The sequence below is a fragment of the Sorangium sp. So ce1036 genome (assembly GCF_051369805.1).
GTDB lineage: Bacteria > Myxococcota_A > Polyangia > Polyangiales > Polyangiaceae > Sorangium > Sorangium cellulosum_F.
Genome location: NZ_JBBMOX010000001.1, coordinates 6001857 through 6021271, shown reverse-complemented (window position 1 = coordinate 6021271; position 19415 = coordinate 6001857). Strand labels below are relative to the sequence as shown.

The window sequence follows — 19415 nt, the reverse complement described above, 5'->3', positions numbered from 1 at the left end:
GCGCCGATCTTGTCGATAATGCCCGCGCGATGGACCAGCCCCCGCTCGACAACCGGACGGACTTCGCCGTGCATCCGCAGCTCCTGCTCGATCGCGACGGCGAGAAGCTGGTCGCCATCGTCAAGGCGAGCTTCGAGCTCACGGAGGACGGCGCGCTCGAGCTCGCGCCGCCCGAGCGCACGCGCGGGGTCCGCCTCGCCGATCTGCCGTGGCAGGAGGACAGGCCCGAGAGCATCGCCTATCCGGCGGACGTGTGCCTGTTCAAGCCGGCCACCGACGTGATCTTTGTGGCGACGGCCCACGCGCCGGACGGCCAGGCCGTGCCCTCGTTCGACGTGCGCGTCGAGGTCGGCCCGCTCCGGAAATCGCTGGTCGTGTTCGGCAAGCGGCTCTGGGTGGACAAGGGCGCAGGCCTCACCGCGCCGCTGCCGATCGCGCAGATCGACATGCGTTACGACCACGCCTGGGGGGGCCGCGACGACGAGGACCCTGCGGCGGTGCTCGAGGAGCCGCGCAACCCCGTCGGCACGGGGATCACGCGTGAGCCGGCCTCGCTCACCCACCAGCCGGCGCCGAACATCGAGGATCCTGCGTACCCGATCAGGACCGCGAGGACCTCGCCGCCGCCCGCGGGGATCGGGCCCATCGGCCGGCACTGGGAGCCGCGCCGCAGGCATGCGGGGACGTACGATCAGACCTGGCAGGAGCTCCGCGCGCCGCTCTTGCCCGAGGACTTCGACGATCGCCACAACCTCGCCGCCTCGCCTGGCCTGATCGCGGATCCGCCGCTCGCGGGCGGCGAGCCGGTGCGGGTGCTCAACCTCACGCGCGACGGGGCGCTCGCGTTCGAGCTGCCGAAGGTGAAGGTGGAGATCGAGTTCCAGGTGAAGGGCCGTGAGCCGGCCGCCTTCGCGCCTCACCTCGACACGGTGCTCGTCGACCTCTACGCGGTGGGCCCCGAGAAGCCGGTGGCGGTCGAGCTGGTCTGGCGCGCGCACGTCAAGGCGCCCCGGAGGATGAAGGACGCGCGCATCGTCGTGCGCGAGGCGGTGCAGGCGTGAGGCCCCTCGCCGTCCTCGTCGCCGCGGGCGCGGTCACGCCCATCGGGCTGCGCTCGATCGACAGCGCCTTCTCGCACCGCGCCGCGGCCGCGGCGATGCGCGAGGCGCCGCTCGTGGACGCCGAGGGCGAGCCGATCACGATGTGCTTCCTGCCGACGCTCGATCCGCGGCTCACGGGCGCGCCGCGCGCCGCGCAGCTCGCGGCCCGGGCGCTCGACGAGGTGCTCGGGAAGCTCGGCGCCGCGGCGCAGGGGATGCGGGTGCAGGTGGCGCTGTGCCTGGACGAGCACCTCGGGCAGAGATCGCCGGACGGCGACGTCCCGGCGCAGCGGCTCGCCGACGAGCTCGGCGCCCGCGTCCGGGCCCGCGGGCCGGACGTCGCGGTGAAGGTCGTGACGCGCGGCGCCGCGGGGCCGGGGTTCCTGCTGCCGGAGCTCTGCGAGGCGCTCGGCCGCGGCGCGATCGACGCGGCGCTGCTCGGCGGCGTGCACACCGACTACGACCCTGCGCGGATCGCCGCGCTCGACGCCGCGGGCCGGCTCTTCCGGCCGGACAGCCTCGACGCCCTCATCCCCGGCGAGGGCGCGGCCTTCGTGGCGCTCATGCGCCCCGACGTCGCGCGCCGCTGTCTCCTCGCGGAGCTCGGGGAGATCGTCGGCGTCGCGACGGCGCACGAGCGGGCCCGCCCGGACAACGACGAGCCCGCGTTCCAGGCCGCGGGGCTCACGGCCGCGCTCCGCGCCGCGCTCGGCCCGCTGTCCGAGCGGGGGCTGCGCGCGGGCTGGGTGCTCACGGATCTCACGTTCGAGAGCTTCCGCCACTTCGAGCTCCAGGCCGCCTCCGCGCGCACGCAGCGCTTCTTCTGCGAGCCGCAGCAGGTGGAGAGCCCCGCCCAGCGCATGGGCCACCTCGGCGCCGCGGCCATGCCGCTGCACCTCGCGATCGCGTCGGAGGCGTTCACGCGCGGCTTCGCGCCGCACTCCATCGCGGTCTCCGTCGCCGGGAGCGACGGCGGGGAGAGGGCGGCGCTGGTCGTCACGGCGCCGGGGTGAGCCGGCGCGAGCGACCTACGCCGGGAGGCGGGAGAGGGTACCTGTCGAGTCGGGCGCCAGGGGGCGTCGCGGCGCAACGCCCCCATGCCCGCGCGGTGCTGTTCTATAACATTTCCTTGGCGCTGGATCACGGCCTGTGAGCTCCAGTCCCGATGCGCGCTGCGGCTGCGCGCGTCGAGCTCGGAGGTCTCGAATGGGGTCGATGGCACGAAGGTGCGTCGCGGTCACCGCGGCGTGCGTGATATCGTTCGAGTATGGCACGCACCGCCCCTGTACCGAACATCCCTGCAATCCCAGGCATGAACCCTGGCGTATTCGTGATGGGAGGCGGCGTCGTTGCGGGAGGGAGCGGGGCGCGAAGCGGACAGAGCGGGGCCGGCCAGCAGCGCGCCGGCGGCCAGAACGGCGGGGCGAACGCGGACGGCGGCGGCAAGGGCGCGGGCGCGTGCGGTCCGGGCAGCGGCGGCGGGTGCATGAACCCTGTGCACGGCGGAAATGGCGGGACGCACGCGGGCGATCCCATCGATCCCGTGAGCGGTCGTGTGTACACGGTGCGCGAGACCGATCTCCCCCTCCTCGGGCCGCTGGTCTACTCGTTACAACGCGCATACACATCGTCCGCTCACGAGCGCGACCTCGGCCTCGGCTACGGCTGGTCTCATTCTCTGGCGTGGTCTCTGGTGCGCCATCGCGGGTCGCTCGTGATTCATGCCCCGTTTGGCGAGCCTGTCCGAGAGCGGCTCGCGCGGGACCAGGAGATGTTGACCGTGCGCGGTCTCGGCACGTTCCGTCTCCGGCCAGACGTCATCATCCTTGCAGACGAGGAGGGGCTCCTCTACCGATTCGAAGCCACCACACGGCAGGAGGTGAGGACCTACCGGCTCACCGAGGTGTTCGACCGGGCCCGCAATGTCATCCGGCTCGACTACGATCCTCGCGGCGCGCTCGCGCGGATCGTCGACAGCGCAGGCCGCAACGTCACCGTGCGCCGCGGCGCGGGGGGGCGCATCTCCCGGTTCGAGCTCCTGACGGCGCGCGGGCGCACGCTCTCGTTCCGCTCCTACGAATACAACGATCGAGGTGATCTCATCGCGATCGTCGATGCCGGAGGGAGGCGCGTCGGGTACGCCTACGACGAGGCTCACCGGCTCACGGAGCAGCGCTTCCCTTCGGGCCGGCGCATCCACTACCGGTATGACGGCCGCGGCCGGTGTGTGGAATCGTGGGTGGACTACGGCGGCGCGCCGGATCCCGCGCTCGCCGGCGCCGTCCCGCCGGTGCTGGCCGATGGCACCGCCGCCCGGGGGATGCTCCACGTGCGCCTCGAGTACGGCGAGGGCATGACCACCGTCATCGATTCGCGCCAGACGCGTCGCTTCGATCTCAACGCGTTCGGCACCATCGAGCGCGCCTCGGGCGTCTGGGTCGAGACGGTGCGCTATGACGAACAGGGGCGCATGACCGCATACGCGGACCCGAACGGCAACGTCACGCGCTACGATCGCGACGACGAGGGACGCGTCACCGCGATTGTCGACCCGACCGGCGCGGTCAACGAGTTTCGGTACGACGCGTCCGGATACCTCGTCGAGGCGATCGACTCACTCGGCCATGCGATCTCCTACGCGCGCGACGAGGCAGGGAACGTGCTCGAGACGACCGACGCGATCTCCCTGCTCCTCAGGTGCACCTACGACGCGCGCGGTCTGCGCGTCTCCGCCGAGATGCCGAACGGCGCGGTGACGCGCTTCGAGCACGACGGGGAGGGCAACCTCGTGCGCCTCATCGAGCCGAACGGCCGTGCGAGGTCGATCGAGGTCGATCGAGGTCGACGACGTCGGCCGGATCGTTGGCTTTGTCGACGAGGAGGGGCACCGGACGACGTACTATTACGACCCGATGGGCGTGCTCCAGGCGATCGCGCTCCCGAACGGCGGGGTGACGTACGTCTCGTACGACGCGGATGGCCATATCGCCGCGTACCAGACGGCGGACGGCGCGACGTGGCGAATGCATTGGGCTGGCCACCATATGGTTCATCGCGTCGACAAACCGAACGGTGAGTCCATTCATTACCGCTATGACCGCGAGGGGAACCTCGTCGAGGTGGTGAACGAGCGCGGCGAGGTCCACACGTTGAAGCGCGATCTCGCGGGCCGGGTGATCGCGGAGACGTTCTTCGATGGGCGGACGTACGACTACAAACTCGATGCCGCCGGGCGGCTCGCCGCGCACAGGAACGGCGCCGGCGAGCGGACCGAGATCGCACGCGACACCGCGGGGCGCGTGATCGAGCGGACGTACGACGACGGCAGCAAGGAGTCGTTCGAGTACGATCCGGAGGGCCGCCTCGTCGCGTCGTCGGCCGGTGATGTGCTCACCACGTACGCGTACAACGCGCGCGGCGTGCTCGTGAAGGAGACGTCGAGCGTGGCGGGGGCGGCGCTCTCGGTCGAGTGCGCCGTCAATGCGATCGGCCAGACCATCGAGCGGCGGTCGAGGGCGGGAAGTGTCGTGCGGTTCGACCGCGACCTCATGGGCCGGACGGTCCGGATCCATCTGCCTGATGGCGGCGTCATCGAGCGCACCCTCGACGGCCTCGGCCGCGAGGTGCTGCGGAGCCTGCCGGAGGGCGGGGCCATCCTGTGTCGCTATGATGGCATGGGCGCCATGATCGAGCGCCGCGTCGTCGGCGGGCGCGCGAGCCGCCGCGGGACACCCGACTGGGTCGGGCGGCTCCCCGAAGGCACCACATTCGCAGAGGGGTTCGTCGTGTCGCGCGGCGGAGAGCTGATCGAGCGCGTCACGAGCGACGGGGAGCGAGAGGCGTACGCCTATGACACGGTCGGCCGCATCGTCCAGCGCTCGACGCGGACGGGGGTCGAGCGGTTCTCCTACGACGGCGCCGGCCATACGCACGAGGTGGACGGCCCGGCCCGCGCCTACGGCGCAGGCGGGGTCCCGCTGCGACGCGGGGAGGAGACGTACCAGTACGACGCGGAGGCGCGGCGTGTCCGCAAGACCGACCAGGCCGGCAGAGAGACGCGCTACGAATGGAACGGTCGCGGCCTCCTCGCTGGCGTCCGCCTGTCAGACGGCACGCGCGTCGAGTACGTCTACGACACGGAGGGGCGCCGTGTGCTTCGGCGGCGGAGTCACCCGACGGGGGCTGTGACCGAGACGCGCTTCGCCTGGTGCCAAGGGCTCATGTTCCACGAGACCACGCTCGAGATCTCCGGCGGAGAGCGGCGCCTCGTCAGCGAGCGTCTGTATGTGCACGACGATGTCGGCGCTCCGCTTGCGCACCGTGACACGGTTTATCACGACGGCCAGGCCGTCCATCAGCCGTGGGTCCACTACGTCGCGGGGCCCGCTGATCTGCCGGCGCTGCTCATCGCCGGCGACGGTGCGATCCTCTCGCGCGTGCGCAGCTCGGCCTGGGGTGTGGTCAGCTTCGAGGGCGCGGCCACGACGCCGCTGCGCTTCCTCGGGCAATATTTCGACGAGGACACCGGGCTCTCGTATAACCGCTACCGTTACTACGACCCTGCGCTCGGCCTGTTCATCAACGCCGATCCGTCGGGGCTCAGCGGCGGTACGAGCGCGTTCGAGTATGCGCGGAGCCAGCCGTATCGATACGTCGACCCGCTCGGCCTGCAGCCCGTGACGACCACCGTGACGTCGAGCGACGGCACCATCACGCAGACCGGGTATAGCACGCGCCACCCGAACCATACATCGCCGCAGGGGATTCATCCGGTCGTCTGGCAGGCGCTGCCGCAGCGGGGCGCGTTCTACAACGAGCCCGGGCCGGATGGGCGCGGGGGCATAGGGCAATCCTACCCGGCCGGCCGCCCGCCGCATACGTGCGGTGAGCCCCATGCCCTCACCAACTACATTCGAGCGTGGGAGCAGCAGCACAACGGCGGCCAGCCGCTCAACCCCAACAACCCGCGCGATCGCGAGAAGATCCAGAGATGCCTGGGCTCGATCGGCTCGATCGCCTCGCAGCACGACGACGGCACGCCTCGCGCGCCCTGCCCGAACTGCTCGCAGCTCATCGCCAACCTCCAGGCGCGCTGGGGCGCGCCCGCCACGTCAGCCGTGCAGCCCGGCTACACGAACCCGCAAGGCACGGGGCCCTTGACCAACTACTCCCCCCCGCTGGAAAACTACCTCGGGCCGCGCAGGCGATACCGATGAGGCTACGCTGACCCATGGTCAGGCAGACACGAGATCTGAGCGCGCTCAGCGCGCTGGCACAGGAGCAGCTCGAGCGGCTGGGGCTGCGCCGCCTCGCGGAGTGGACCGCGTCGCCGGACGAGCTCTCGCGAGAGCTCTCCGCCATGGGCTGGCCATGCTCGGAGGCGGTGCGCTCTGCGGAGAAGGCAGTGGGCGGCCTCGGCCATCCGCCGAACGGCGTCTTCGGCATCCATGCGTCGCTGCGCTACCTGCGCGGCGAGGTGCGGTGGGACCGCGACGATTTGCAAGAGTATGGCCTGTGCGCCGATCCGCGCGACCCATCGCGGAAGGTCCTGCCCGTCTGGATGATCGAGGACCCTCGGGTCTGGCTCGCACTGGATGGCTGCGTGCTCTACGGGAGTCACATCGACGGCCCCGAGTATTTTACGCTCGCCTTCGAGGATGTGTGCCATTACTGGGAGACGCTGGCGCTCCTCGACTGTCATGTCGTGGCGTTCAATCGCCCCCACATCGTGCCTCGCCCGCGCCTCGAGTCGTCGTGCTTCGTCGGCGAAGCGATCGCGCGCGAGCTCGCCCTCACCCCCTTTGCGCCTGGCACGCGTGGGCGGACGCGCGCGTGGGCAGGGCCTTCCGCGCACGTGGTGGAGCTCGACATTCCGGGCTTCAAGCAGGGCACCGACGTGGTCTCCGACAGCGCCGACGGCATCGTGCTCGCGGCCGTGCAGGCGCTCGACGCGGGCGGCGCAGCGCGCATCACGAGCCCTGAGGCGCTCGAAGCGGACCTCTTGAGTGAGCTACCGGTCCCCACGAGGCAGGAGCGCCCATTGGCGGCGAGCCACATGTACACCTGGGGAAAGTTCTTGTCATATGAGGATGACCGTTACCGGCGGCGCCATCGCGCGTCTTGATATACAGTCGCCCAAGTCCGTCCGCCTCTGCGTGGGAATCCGGTAGACAAGGGCAGGCGCGCGGCGAGACCGCCGCGCGCCCGGCACCCCCGCGCCCCGCTCCCCACCGCGCGCCGGGCACCCGGCGTGGAGCCCCGCGCGCCCGCCCCTCGCCGCGCCTCCGGCGTCGCCGGCCCGCGCCGGGGCTTGGCGCCGCGCCGCGATCGCCTACCATGCCGTCATGCCCCCCACCTTCGCCACCTTCTCGCTCGAGGGCGAGGCGCTCCCCCCGGACGTCTCCGTGGCTCGGTTCGACGCCGTCGAGGGCATCTCCCTGCCGTACACGGTCGAGGTCCGGTTCTCGACGATGGACCCCTCGTTCCGGGTCGAGGACTGCCTGCGCAGCCGCCTCTGCCTGCGCGTCCTCGACAACGCCGGCGCGCAGCGCCTCTTCGACGGCGTCGTCGACCGCGCGTCCTTCGCGGGCCTCACGGGCGAGATCCGCCACTTCGAGGTCCGGCTCCGGCCCGCGCTCGCCGCGCTCGCGTACCGCGAGGGGTGCCGCATCTTCCAGGAGAAGACCGTCGTCCAGGTGGCGCAGACCGTCTTCGAGGAGGCGGGCTTCGGCGACAAGGTCGAGTGGCGCAACACGAAGGAGTACGAGCCGCGCGAGTTCATCGTGCAGTACCGCGAGTCGCACCTCGACTTCGTCTCACGCCTGCTCGAGGACAACGGGCTCTTCTATTACTTCCGGCACGACGCGTCCGGACACACGATGATCATCACGGACGACTCCGCCGCATTCGAGGTGGAGGAGGGGGCGCCGGTGCTCTTCCGCATGGCGCAAGGGGGCATCCCCGGCAGCGTGCCGCTCGGCAAATTCTCGCGGACGCGCGCGCTGCGCGCGAGCAGCGTCCACCTCCGCGACTACGACTTCGAGAACCCCGTCGTGAAGCCCGAGTCCGCCCTGCCGCGCGAGGAGGCCTGGGCGCTGCCCTACTTCGAGTACCCCGGCGGCTTCACCAAGGGGAGCGTGGGCGAGCGCCGCGCGAACGCGCGCATGCGCGAGCTCGCCGCCGACGCGGACGTGTGCGAGGGGGAGAGCCACGCGGCGGGCCTCAAGGTCGGCGAGCCGTTCGTCGTCGAGGGCGCCGCGGAGCCGTGCCTGAGCGGCGAGTTCGTGGTCACCCACCTCGTCTCGCGCGGCAACCAGACGCTCACGGGCGGCGAGCAGAACGTCGACGTCGAGAACCACTTCCGCGGCATCCCCAAGGGCGCGCCGTTCGCGGCCGAGCGCCGCGCGCGGCGGCCGCGCATCCGCGGCGTCCAGACGGCGGTCGTCACGGGATCGAGCACGCAGGAGCAGGCGATTCACGTCGACAAGTACGGCCGGATCAAGGTCCGCTTCTTCTGGGATCGGCAAGGGCAGCAGGACCACACCTCGAGCTGCTGGCTGCGCGTCTCGCAGGTCGCGATGGGCGGCTCGATGATCCTGCCGCGCGTCGGCTGGGAGGTCTCCGTCGCCTTCCTCGACGGCGACCCGGATCGGCCGCTCGTCCTCGGGCGCACCTACAACGCCGAGAAGACGCCGCCGCTCTCGCTCCCCGGCGCCAAGGCGTCCGGCACGCTCAAGAGCATGTCGTCGCCGGGCGCGGGCGGCCACAACGAGATCGGCATGTCCGACAGCTCCGGGAGCCAGGGCTTCGGCATCCACGCCCAGAAGGACCTCAACGTCACGATCGGGCACGACAAGGTCGAGAAGGTCGCCGTCAACGAGGAGCAGCACATCAGCGTGAACGGCTCGCGCTCGGTCAAGGTCGATGAGTCGATCTCCGTGGCTGGCGATCAGTCGCTCGACGTCGGCGCGGTGCTCTCGCACAAGATCTCGGGCAACCAGAGCGTCTCGATCGGCGGGAACGACACGAGCAACGCGACCAGCAATCACGTCGAGAAGATCTCCGGCGACCGCTCCTACACGGTGAGCGGGAACCAGATCACGATATCGAACGGCGTCACGCAGTCGATCACCGGCGACATGAGCCGCAAGGTCGGCGCGGTGCACCTCGCCGGCAGCCTCGGCTCGATCAACGATAACGTGCTCGGCGGGATGGCCGAGACGGTCGGCGCCGTGAAGGCCCAGATCATCAATGGCAGCCACGGAGAGCAGATCTCCGCGAACAAGGACCAGACCTCGGCCGCGGCCGAGCTCCACCTGACCAAGGGCTCCCTCTCGCACGTGGCGGCCGGCGTCACCAACCTGGTCGGCGGCCTGCATTACCAGAAGCTGGACGGCGATCTCGTGGTGCAGGCGCCGCTGATCACGCTCCTCGGCGCGGTCGGCGCGTTCAAGGGCGGGGGCAGCGAGCTCAAGCTCGGCGGCGGCCCCGTCGTGATCAAGGGGCCCAAGATCGCGATCAAGAGCGCCATGGTCGTCAAGATGGGCGCCTCGATGAAGCTCGGATCGTGACGCCCTCGGGCGCCCGTGAGGTACGACAATGGCCGATCATCATCTCGCCGCGATCCCCTCCGTCAGCGTGGAGGGCAAGACGTACCAGGTGCTGCGGTTCGAGCTCGACGAGCAGCTCTCGGAGCTCACCCACCTCGAGTGCGACCTCCTCGACGACGCGGCCGCCCTGCCCAGGCCGAAGGACGTCCTCGACCGGCGCGCCGTGTTCACGCTCGCGCGCAGCGACGGCGGGCAGACCCGCGCCTTCGCCGGGACCATCGTCCTCGCCGAGCTCCTGCCCGACGGCGACGACGTGCCCGCGCTGCGCGTCGTCGTCGCCCCCGCGCTGTGGAGCCTCGGGCAGCGCGCCGACTGCCGCATCTTCCAGGAGATGAGCGCCGTCGACATCGTGAAGCAGGTGCTCGAGGGCGCGGGCGTGCCGGCGGACCAGCAGGACTGGCGCGTGACCGAGCCGCACCCGCCGCGGGTCTACACGGTCCAGTACCGCGAGACGGATCTCGATTTCGTGCGCCGCCTCCTCGCCGAGGAGGGGATCTACTTCGCGATCCACACGAAGGACGACGTGGACGTGGTCGTCTTCGGCGACGCGCCGACCGGCCTCGAGGACATCGAGGGCCGGGCCACGCTCCCGTTCTTCCAGGACTTCGGCGTGGAGGGCGCGGGCGATCGCGTCGTCCGCGTCTCCCGCGCGGTCTCCGTGAAGAGCGACAAGGTGTTCGTCCGCGATTACGACCCGGAGAAGCCCTCGCTCAAGCTGGAGGCGTCGGCCGAGGGGAGCGATCCCGGGCCGCACGCGCTCGAGATCTACGAGCACCCGGCGCGCGCCGCCGACGTGAGCGCGGCGGAGCGGCTCGCCAGGGTCCTGCTCGACGCCGTGCAGGCCGAGCGCGACGTCGTGCGCGGCGAGACGGGCTCGCTCGCGCTGCTCCCGGGCCGGCGGTTCTCGCTGGAGAGCCACCCCTACGACCCGCTCAACCAGGAGTACCTCGTGATCCGCTCGCGCATCGCCGGCAGCCGGCCGCGATCGTTCGAGGTCTCCCGCGGCGACGTGGAGGACGGCGCCCGTGGCCATGAATTCCAGTGCGAGTTCTGGGGCGTGCCGACCGGCACCACGCGTTACCGGCCGCCGCGGCGCGCGCGCGCGCAGGTCATCCCGGGCGCGCAGACGGCGATGACCACCGGCCCCGCGGGGCAGGAGATCCACACGGACGCGAGCGGGCAGGTGAAGGTCTCGTTCCACTGGGATCGCTCCGGCAAGAAGGACGACACCTCGAGCCGCTGGATCCGCACGAGCCAGGTGCCGACCGGCGGCTCGATGCTGCTGCCGCGCGTCGGCTGGGAGGTCACGGTGCGCCACGTCGAGGGCGACGCGGACCGCCCCTTCGTCATGGGCCGCTTGTACAACGCGCTCACGCCGCCGCCCTACGCGCTCCCCAAGGAGGCCGGCAAGAGCTCCCTCCAGACGGCGACGACGCCGGGCGGGGGCAGCAGCAACGAGCTCCGGATGTCCGACACGAAGGGCAGCGAGGAGATGTTCATCAATGCCTCGAAGGACATGACCACCGAGGTGAAGAACAACGCGACCGAGTCGATCGGCAACGACCACAAGAAGACGATCGGCTCCGACCAGACGACGAACGTCACGAACAGCATGACGAGCAGCGTCGGCGCGAACCAGACCCTCTCGGTCTCCGGCAACCAGGCGATGAAGGTGGAGACCTTCCACGTCGACGACATCAGCGGCGATCACACGCTGTCGATCGGCGGCAACCGCGACCTGAAGGTCGGCGGGGATCACAAGCGCGACGTCGCCGGCGACAGCGCGCTCGACGTCTCCGGCAACCAGATCGACCTCGTGGTCGGCGCGGTCACGGACGAGACCCTGGCCGCCTTCCAGCACGAGGTCGGCGCGGCGCTGATCGAGCTCGCGCTCGGCCACCGCACCGTGACGGTGCAGGGCGACCGGAGCGAGACCGCCGCCGGCGCGAAGGTGATCGCGGTCAAGGCGGGGCGCGGCGTCCAGGTCGGCGGGGCGATGAACGTGAAGGTGGGCGGCGCGATCGTCAACGTCGCGAACGGCGATCGCGTCGAGAGCTCGCTCGGCACCTACACGGAGCTCGCCGGGGGCGCGCAGATCGTGAAGGCGAACAACGTCGTCTTCCAGGCCGACGGCGCGCTCACGCTGGTGATGGGCGCGTCGATCCTCTCGCTCACGCCCGCGAGCGTCGCGATCCTCGGCGTGTCTGCGAAGCTCGACGGCGACGTCTCCGACGCCGCCGCGCTGGTGATCGACAACTGAGGGGCAGGAGGCGAACGTGGCACGCGAGACCGTGGCGCACTTCATGATCGACGAGGTCCCCGCCGCCCGGGTGCTCCGCTTCGGCTGCACCCACGAGGCGGGCAGGCCGCTCGCGCTCGACGTCGAGGTGATCCTCGGCATGTACGCCGAGCTCGACGCGATGATCGGCAAGCGCGCGACGCTCGCGTTCGGCGCGCCGGGCGAGGCGCCGCGCGTCGTCGCCGGCGTGGTGGAGGCGGCGACCGCGATCGGCTCCACCGAGCTCGGCATGGACGCGGCGGGCACGCGGTACGCCCTGCGCGTGGTCTCGCCGCTCGCGCTCCTCGCGCGCAGCGTCGACTCGCGCATCTTCCAGGACAAGAGCGTGAAGGAGATCGTCGCCGAGGTGCTCTCCGAGCACGGGATCGACCGGGTCTCGTGGCGGCTCAGCGGCGACCTCCCGAGGCGCGAGTACTGCGTGCAGTACCAGGAGAGCGCGCTCGCCTTCATCTCGCGGCTCCTCGAGCACGAGGGCATCTACAGCTTCGTCGAGGTCGACGCCGACGGGGAGCTGCTCGTCTTCGACGACGACAGCACCGCCGCCGGGCCCATCGCGGGCGACCCCGCGCTGCCGCTCCGGCGGCGCACCGGGCTCGCCGCGGCCGACGAGCGCGACGCGATCTACGCCATCCGCGAGCGGGAGCGGGTGCGCTCCGGCAAGTTCGTCCTCCGCGACTACGACTTCAAGCGGCCGAAGCTCGACCTGACCGCGAGCGCGGAGGCCGGCGAGCGCGCGGAGCTCGAGCGGTACGACTACCCGGGCGGCTACGTCGAACCCGAGGAGGGCCAGAGGCTCGCGCAGATCCGGCTGGAGGAGGAGCAGGTCGAGCGGCGCACGCTCGAGATCGACGCGGTCTGCCCGCGCCTCGCGGTCGGCCAGAAGCTCACGATCATGGACGCCGGCGAGCTCGACGGCGAGTACTTCCTCTTCGCGGTGTCGCACACCTACGTCCAGGAGGGCGGCGGGGATCAGGGCGCGGCGGCGCGCTCCAGGGCGCGGGCGCGCCTCGTGCCGGCCGACGTGAAGTTCAGGCCGCGGCGCGCCACGCCGATCCCGGTCATCGAGGGGCCCCAGACCGCGACCGTGGTGGCGCCGGCCGGGTCGCAGCCCGAGGCGATTCACACCGACGAGCACGGGCGGTGCAAGGTCAAGTTCCACTGGGACCGGAGCGACGTGACCGACGACAAGGCGTCGTGCTGGATGCGGGTCGCGCAGCTCCAGACCTCGGGCTCGATGATGCTCCCGCGCATCGGCTGGGAGGTGCTCATCGAGTTCCTCGAGGGGGATCCCGATCGTCCGATCGTCACGGGCCGGCTCTACAACGGCGTCTTCATGCCGCCTTACGCGCTGCCGGAGGGCAAGACCCGCACGGCGATCCGCACCGCGAGCACGCCGGGCGGCGGCGGCGCCAACGAGGTCCGCTTCGAGGACAAGGCGGGCGCCGAGGAGATCATGGTGCACGCCCAGCACGACATGAAGATGGTCGCCGCGAACAACGCCAAGCGGACCATCGGCAACAACGAGACGACGGTGGTCGGCAACAACGCCTCGCTCGAGGTCGGCGGGAACCAGACGACGAAGATCACGAAGGGGTCCTCGAACACGGTGGGCGCGGATCAGTCGATCACGGTCGGCGGCGACCGCACGGTCGAGGTGAACGCCGTCTCCGCGCTCACCGTGGGCGGCAACGCGACGACCACGGTCGGCGGAAACCAGCTCGAGATGGATGGCAACCCGCTCGAGGCCATGCTCGCGCTGGCCGCGCAGACGGCGGTGCAGTTCGCGAGCGTGATGGCCAACAACGCGATCTCGGCGCTCCAGGGTCAGGTCGACGGCGCGATCAACCAGGTGATGGGCCCGATCAACGCGCTGACGCAGCAGGTGCAGGGGGTCTCGGGCGCGATGCGGGCCGTCGCCGGCGGCGACCTGAGCGGCATGCCCGCGATGATCGCGGGGGCGTCCGGCATCCCCGGCGCGGGCCAGCTCGCCGCCTCGATGGGCGGCGGCGCGGGTGGGGGCGGGGGCGGCGCGGGTGGGGGCGGCGGCGCGGGGGGCGGCGCGCCGGGCGGCTCCGGCCCTCCCAACATGCTCGCGGCGATCGCGTCGAACGCGGTGCACAGCAGCCTCGCCGGCCGCGTCTTCGTCGAGCCGAGCGCGCTCGCCGGGGCGCTCGGCCTGGACTCGGGCGGCGGCGGGGGCGAGTCGATGGCGAACGCCGCCGGGCCCGAGGGCAACGTCGACGGCGTCGACGCGACCGATCGCGAGAAGGGGCCGGGGCACTCGACCGCGAAGGTCGGGGGGACCCACAAGGAGACGGTGGGCTCGATGAAGGTCGTCGGCGCGATCCAGGACATCGACAACAACGTGACCGGCAAGAAGACGATCGACGTCGGCGCCGCGACGGTGCAGCTCGCCTTCGGCAGCTACGCGGAGAGCGTCACCGGCTCGAAGAGCGAGAAGGCGACGGGCCTCGTCGTGCTCAGCAACGCGGGCGAGAGCGAGACGATCACGGGCTCGCGCACCGCGATGGTGGGCGGCGCGGTCGTGGACAAGCTCAAGGGGTCGCACGTCGTGCAGGCCGTGGGGCCCGCGACCTTCATCGGGGCGTTCCACAAGGTCGAGGCGAGGGGCGCGATCGTCTTCAAGTGCGGCGCCAGCGAGGTGGTGATCGACGGCGGCGGCGTCACCATCACCTCGCCGATGGTCGCGTTCCTGGCCCCGAAGATCCAGCTGCCGAAGAAGGTCTCGGAGGTGTGATGGCGTCCCCTCTCGACGGCGGCAGGAGCGCGGCCCCCGCGTCGCTCGCGCTGGAGGAGGCCGAGGCGGACGCCCAGGCGGCGGAGGCGCCCGGGGCCTCGCGCGTGACCCTCGACGACGTGCTCGACGAGCGCACCGCGCCGAGCGCGGCGCCGCTCCCGGCGCGGAAGCCGCAGCCGCTCGGGGCCGCGATGCGGACGGCGCGCGTCGCCTCGATCACGGGGCGGGCGGCGCGGATCCTGGTTCGGGGCGCGGAGGGGCCCATCGAGGCCGAGGTCGCGCCGGAGGTCGACCCCGAGGTGATCGCCGACGCGCACGCCCGCGGCGACGCGGTGCTCGTCGAGCTCTGCGAGGGGGCGGCGCCGCTCATCGTCGGGGCCCTGACGACGCAGCGGCCGAAGGCGCTCCACCTCAAGGCGGCGACGATCACCCTCGAGGGGGAGCAGGAGCTGGTCCTTCGCTCCGGCCGCGGCGCGGTGCGCATCCGCGAGGACGGCGACATCGAGGTGGTCGGCAGCCGCATCAGCGCCGCGTCGCGGGGGCTGTTCCGGATCATGGGGCGGTTGCTGCGGCTGAACTGACGGCGCGTCGGCGCCGCGCCGGGGGCGTTGATCGGACGCCGCGCGGCGCGTTCGCGCCCTCCGGATCAGCGCCGCGCGCTCCGCTCGACGAGCGCCTGCCATCGCGCCTTGAGCGCAGGATCACGCTGGAATCGCTCGTGCCATGTCGCGTGGAGCGCCTCCCAGGCTTGCGGGGTCAGCCCGTAGTGGCGCTGAATCTGCTGGAGCTGCTCCGGATAATCTCGCGTGCTGGCGCAGATGCGCGCGTATTGCGCGAGCGTGATCCGCTGGACGTTGCGCATCGTCGCTGCGTCGGCGCGGGCCGGTATGGCGGGCTCGGAGACGGCAGCGTCCTCTGACGGCGCGCCGTCGGCGTTCGGCTGCTGGAAGGGCAGCGCCCAGCTCCTCTCCGGGCGCTGACGCGGAATCGTCACGCCCTCATCGAGGGGCGGTCGTGACGCCGCGGGTGGAGCGCTCGGGCGAGCGAACGGCAGGGCGCTGTCGACGGGGGGCGGAGCGCTCGGGCGAGCGAAGGGCAGGGCGCTGTCGGCCGGAGGTGGCGGGCTCGGGCGAGCGAAGGGCAGGGCGCCGTCGGCCGGCGGCGAGGAGCCGGGGCGAGCGAAGGGCAGGGCGCCGTCGGCCGGCGGCGAGGAGCCGGGGCGAGCGAAGGGCAGCGCCTTGCGGCTGGCGAACGGGCTGATCACGCCCGCGACCGTGACAGCCTGGCCTGGAGCAATCTGCGTCGCGGGATCCCCGGCCGGCGATGCGCCCGGCGTGTCCTGCTTGAAGGGCAGCGCGGCCTGCATGGGCACCGCCTCCATGACGACGAGCGTCTTGTTGCGTCGCGGCGCCGTCACCGGCGGCCCTGGCACCAGCGCGGGCTGTTGCGGCGGTGTGGCCTCGGTCGGCGGAAGCGGCGGCCGGGCGGAGGTGTCCGCCAGCGCCGCGGCCGAGCTCCCCCTGGCCCACGGCGAGCGCGTCGCCGCGTCCCCGCTCGCGCTGGCAGCAGGCTGCGGCGCCGCCCGATCCCAGCCCGCCCCCTGCAGCGGGGACAGGTGCGCAGAGGGCGCCACCGGCATCGGGCCCTCGGGCTTCTTCCGCGGCTCCCTCGCCTCCGCCTGGACGCGCCGCTTCTGCTCGGCGACGAGCGCCAGGTAGCGCCGCGTCGCGCCGAGCTGCCCCCGCGCGGCCCGCGCGGCGAGCCGCGACAGCCAGCGCTCCCGCGCCGCCTCCCACGCCGCCACCGAGAGCCCCGCCCCGGCGAGCGCCTCGTCCCGCGGCACGCCCGCCTCGAGCGCCCCGCTGATCGCGGCGAGCTCCTCGAGCGTGATCGATCGGATGTTCCCCTCGCTCTCCATCCTGCCTCCGCGAGCCTGCGCCGGACGCCTCGCCACGGCGCGGCGGCAGCTCGGTCCGACCCCGCGGCGCCTTCGCCCCTGCTACGTCATCGCCCTCTGAAATCGCGCCATGAGCTCCTCGTCCTCGAGCATCGCCGCGGTCCACCGCTGCTGCGCGCTGAGGTAGTCCTCCAGCGTCAGGTCGAGCCGGCCGAGCACCGTGGCCATGTCCGTGCCCCGCTTCATCGCGCGGGCCGCCTCGAGGAAGCGCTCGAACGACAGCGCGCTCCTCGCGCGGGCCCGCTGCACCCGGGCGAACGTCTCGGCGAACGCCGCGACGAGCGGCGGCACGCCCACGTCGTCGCCGTCGTCCCCGTCCGCCTCGGAGAAGCGCGCCTGCCAGGCGTCGTCGAGCGCCTCCCAGCGCTCCTCGTCGAGCCCGTGCTCGGCGAGGAGCGCCGCGCGATCGGCGCTCGGGTCCGCGAGCTGGGCGGCGAGCGTCGCGAACGCCTCGACGTCGCGGGCGGGATCCTTCATCGCGCCAAGGCTACCTCAGCGCGCGGCTTGGGGCCCCTTCCGCGCGGGTGTATCCATGACCCGTGTCCTCCTCGTACCTGCCCTTCGTCGCGCCCGGCGGCCCCGCACCGCAGCCGGCCGCGCCCGCCGGCGTCGACCTGCCCGCCCTGGAGCGGCTCGAGAGCGGGCACGCCGCGCTCCGCCGCGCCGCCCTCTCGCTCGAGCAGGACGTCGAGCCCGCGCTCGACCTGACCGGCTGCGCGCGCGCCCTGGAGCGGGCCTTCGGCGCGCTCTACGACGCCTTCGACGGCCGCGCCGATCGCCTCCGCGCCGTGCGCGCGGCCATGGCGGAAGTTGACGATGCCGCTGTCACGATCGGCGAGGCGCGGGCGCTCGACGCGAGCTTCGCGGCGGTGGGCGAGCAGCTCCAGCACGCGCGCGGCTGGCTCGCGCACGCCGAGGCGCGGCTCGCCTCCGCGCCGCCGTCGCCGCCGCCCGAGCCGCCGTCGCTCCTGGCGAGCCGCGATCGGCCCCGGCTGCACGCGGTCCCGCGGCGCTCGCTCGTGCCCACGCTCAAGGTCCCGGAGCCGGCCCCGGCCGAGCTGGTCGCGAAGCCGCCGCCGCCGATCGCGCCGCCGAAGACGTTCGAGGAGCTCAGGGCCGCCGTCGCGGCGCTGAAGGCGCAGGCGCCCGCGCCCGGGGCGCTCCCCGTCGCGGGCGGGGCGCGGCCGCTCGAGGCGCGCCGGGACGAGCCCGCCGCGCCCCCATCGCCGCCGGGCTTCGCGCGGGAGATCGGCGCCGCCATCGACGACATCGCCTTCCTCCGCGCCCGTTGCCGCGAGTGCTTCGAGGAGGTGGCGATGGTCGGCATGCAGCGGGCGCCGCTGCTCGGCGATCCCTTCCGGGGCGCGCTGGTCCTCGAGCGGCGCATGCTCGCGGCCATCGACGTGATCGCGGCGATCGGGGAGCCCGCGATCGAGCACGTGCCGCGGCTCGTCGCCGAGGCGCCCGTGAAGGATCCCAGCCTCGGGTTCGCGAGCGCGATGGTGCTCGGCTGCTTCGCGGGCCGCGACGCGCTCGCCGCGGCCGAGCACGCCCTGCTCCGGAGCGATCGCGACAGGGCGTTCCTCGACGAGGTCGGCGCGGCCTTCAAGCTCGTCCCGCACGATCACCTGCCGCTCGCGCTGCGCGGCCTGCTCCGCGAGCCCGAGCCGCTCCTCCGCGCGATGGCGATCGACGTCCTCGCCTACCGGGGCCTCGCGACCGAGGACGAGCTCGTCGCGGCGGCCTCGGACGCGGCCCCGGTCGCGGCGCGCGCGCTCCGCCACCTCGGGTGCGCGCCGAGCCCGCGCCTGCCCGAGCTGATCCAGCGGGCCCTCGCGGCGCCCGAGCCGGAGCTCCGCGAGGCGGCCTGGACCGCCATGGCGCTCTCGGACCACCCGCACGCCGCGATCACGCTGCGCGCGGCGATGGAGGAGCAAGAGGGCGGGGACGCGGCGGCGCTCCTGCTCGCGCTCGCGGGCGACGAGGGGGACGCGCGGCACCTCGCCGCGCGCGCCTTCGAGGCGCCGCGCCGCGGCCTGATCGTCGCCGTGGGCTGGGCCGGCGCGGCCTCCGCCGTGCCGCAGCTCATCGACCTGCTCGAGCGCGACGTGGACGGCGCGGTGAAGCTCGCCGCGGCGTACGCGCTGGAGCGGATCACCGGCGCGGGGCTGTGGGAGGAGGTCGCGGTGGAGGACGAGGAGATCTTCGTCCCCGATCCGCCGGAGCCCGACGTGGGCGAGCCCCGCGCGCTCAAGCTCGCCCAGATCGTGAGCGACCCGCGCGACCTGCCGCCTCCGCCGGCGAAGGAGACGGTGGAGCAGCCCACGGTGGACGCCGAGCGCTGGCGGGCCTTCTATCGCGAGCGCTGCCAGGGGTGGGACCAGGGCGCGCGCTACCGCCGCGGGCGCCCGTACACGCCCGAGGTCGTGCTCGACGAGCTCGACACGGGGCCGGTCACCCCGGGCGAACGCGGGCAGATCCAGCGCGAGCTGATCGTCCGTACCGGGCGCTTCGTGCGCTTCGATCCGCACGACTTCGTGGTGGTGCAGGAGGAGGCGATCACGGCCTGGCGGCCGATCGCGGCGCGCGCCTCCGGCGCGCCGGGCCGCTGGGCGCGCCCGCGCCGCCGCGCGGGGTGAGGGCCGCACCACCCGCGAGCGACGCCTCTCCTGGTACACTCCGGCGAGGAGAG

Annotated in this window: 12 protein-coding genes; 10 read left to right on the top strand and 2 right to left on the bottom strand. The window is 72.7% G+C overall.

What is annotated here, in order from left to right; genetic code table 11:
* The first annotated feature begins 29 nt into the window (after positions 1–29).
* From WMF31_RS22690 to WMF31_RS22650, 9 genes are all read left to right on the top strand, one after another.
* Positions 30–1061, top strand: a complete 1032-nt coding sequence (locus tag WMF31_RS22690) for a DUF2169 family type VI secretion system accessory protein (RefSeq protein ID WP_436603947.1) — start codon at positions 30–32, stop codon at positions 1059–1061.
* On the top strand, positions 1058–2113 hold the full coding sequence (locus tag WMF31_RS22685) for a beta-ketoacyl synthase N-terminal-like domain-containing protein (RefSeq protein ID WP_436603946.1): 1056 nt from the start codon (positions 1058–1060) through the stop codon (positions 2111–2113). Before WMF31_RS22690 ends, WMF31_RS22685 begins: the two co-directional genes overlap by 4 nt.
* 299 nt (positions 2114–2412) lie before the next feature.
* Positions 2413–4176: a DUF6531 domain-containing protein gene (locus tag WMF31_RS22680; protein WP_436603945.1), complete on the top strand. Its 1764-nt coding sequence runs from the start codon at positions 2413–2415 to the stop codon at positions 4174–4176.
* On the top strand, positions 4124–6316 hold the full coding sequence (locus WMF31_RS22675; protein WP_436606587.1) for an RHS repeat-associated core domain-containing protein: 2193 nt from the start codon (positions 4124–4126) through the stop codon (positions 6314–6316). The genes WMF31_RS22680 and WMF31_RS22675 overlap by 53 nt, the downstream gene beginning before the upstream one ends.
* Positions 6317–6330: 14 nt before the next feature.
* A complete protein-coding gene (locus WMF31_RS22670) occupies positions 6331–7224 on the top strand; it encodes a hypothetical protein (RefSeq protein ID WP_436603944.1) in 894 nt (297 codons plus the stop codon).
* Positions 7225–7444: 220 nt separating this feature from the next.
* Positions 7445–9670, top strand: a complete 2226-nt coding sequence (locus WMF31_RS22665) for a type VI secretion system Vgr family protein (RefSeq protein ID WP_436603943.1) — start codon at positions 7445–7447, stop codon at positions 9668–9670.
* A gap of 28 nt (positions 9671–9698) precedes the next feature.
* Entirely contained in the window at positions 9699–11969 is a 2271-nt protein-coding gene (locus WMF31_RS22660; protein WP_436603942.1) for a type VI secretion system Vgr family protein, read from the top strand.
* A gap of 16 nt (positions 11970–11985) precedes the next feature.
* On the top strand, positions 11986–14766 hold the full coding sequence (locus WMF31_RS22655; protein WP_436603941.1) for a type VI secretion system Vgr family protein: 2781 nt from the start codon (positions 11986–11988) through the stop codon (positions 14764–14766).
* Positions 14766–15347, top strand: coding sequence for a hypothetical protein (locus tag WMF31_RS22650; RefSeq protein ID WP_436603940.1), 582 nt, complete (start codon positions 14766–14768; stop codon positions 15345–15347). The genes WMF31_RS22655 and WMF31_RS22650 overlap by 1 nt, the downstream gene beginning before the upstream one ends.
* A gap of 65 nt (positions 15348–15412) precedes the next feature.
* On the opposite strand, the gene WMF31_RS22645 is transcribed toward WMF31_RS22650, so the two are convergent.
* Positions 15413–16684, bottom strand: coding sequence for a hypothetical protein (locus WMF31_RS22645; protein WP_436603939.1), 1272 nt, complete (start codon positions 16682–16684; stop codon positions 15413–15415).
* Between the two features lie 81 nt (positions 16685–16765).
* Entirely contained in the window at positions 16766–17200 is a 435-nt protein-coding gene (locus tag WMF31_RS22640; RefSeq protein WP_436603938.1) for a hypothetical protein, read from the bottom strand.
* A 62-nt stretch (positions 17201–17262) separates the two neighbouring features.
* Between WMF31_RS22640 and WMF31_RS22635 the strand changes: the two genes are divergently transcribed.
* Positions 17263–19362, top strand: coding sequence for a hypothetical protein (locus tag WMF31_RS22635; protein WP_436603937.1), 2100 nt, complete (start codon positions 17263–17265; stop codon positions 19360–19362).
* Positions 19363–19415: the final 53 nt, after the last annotated feature.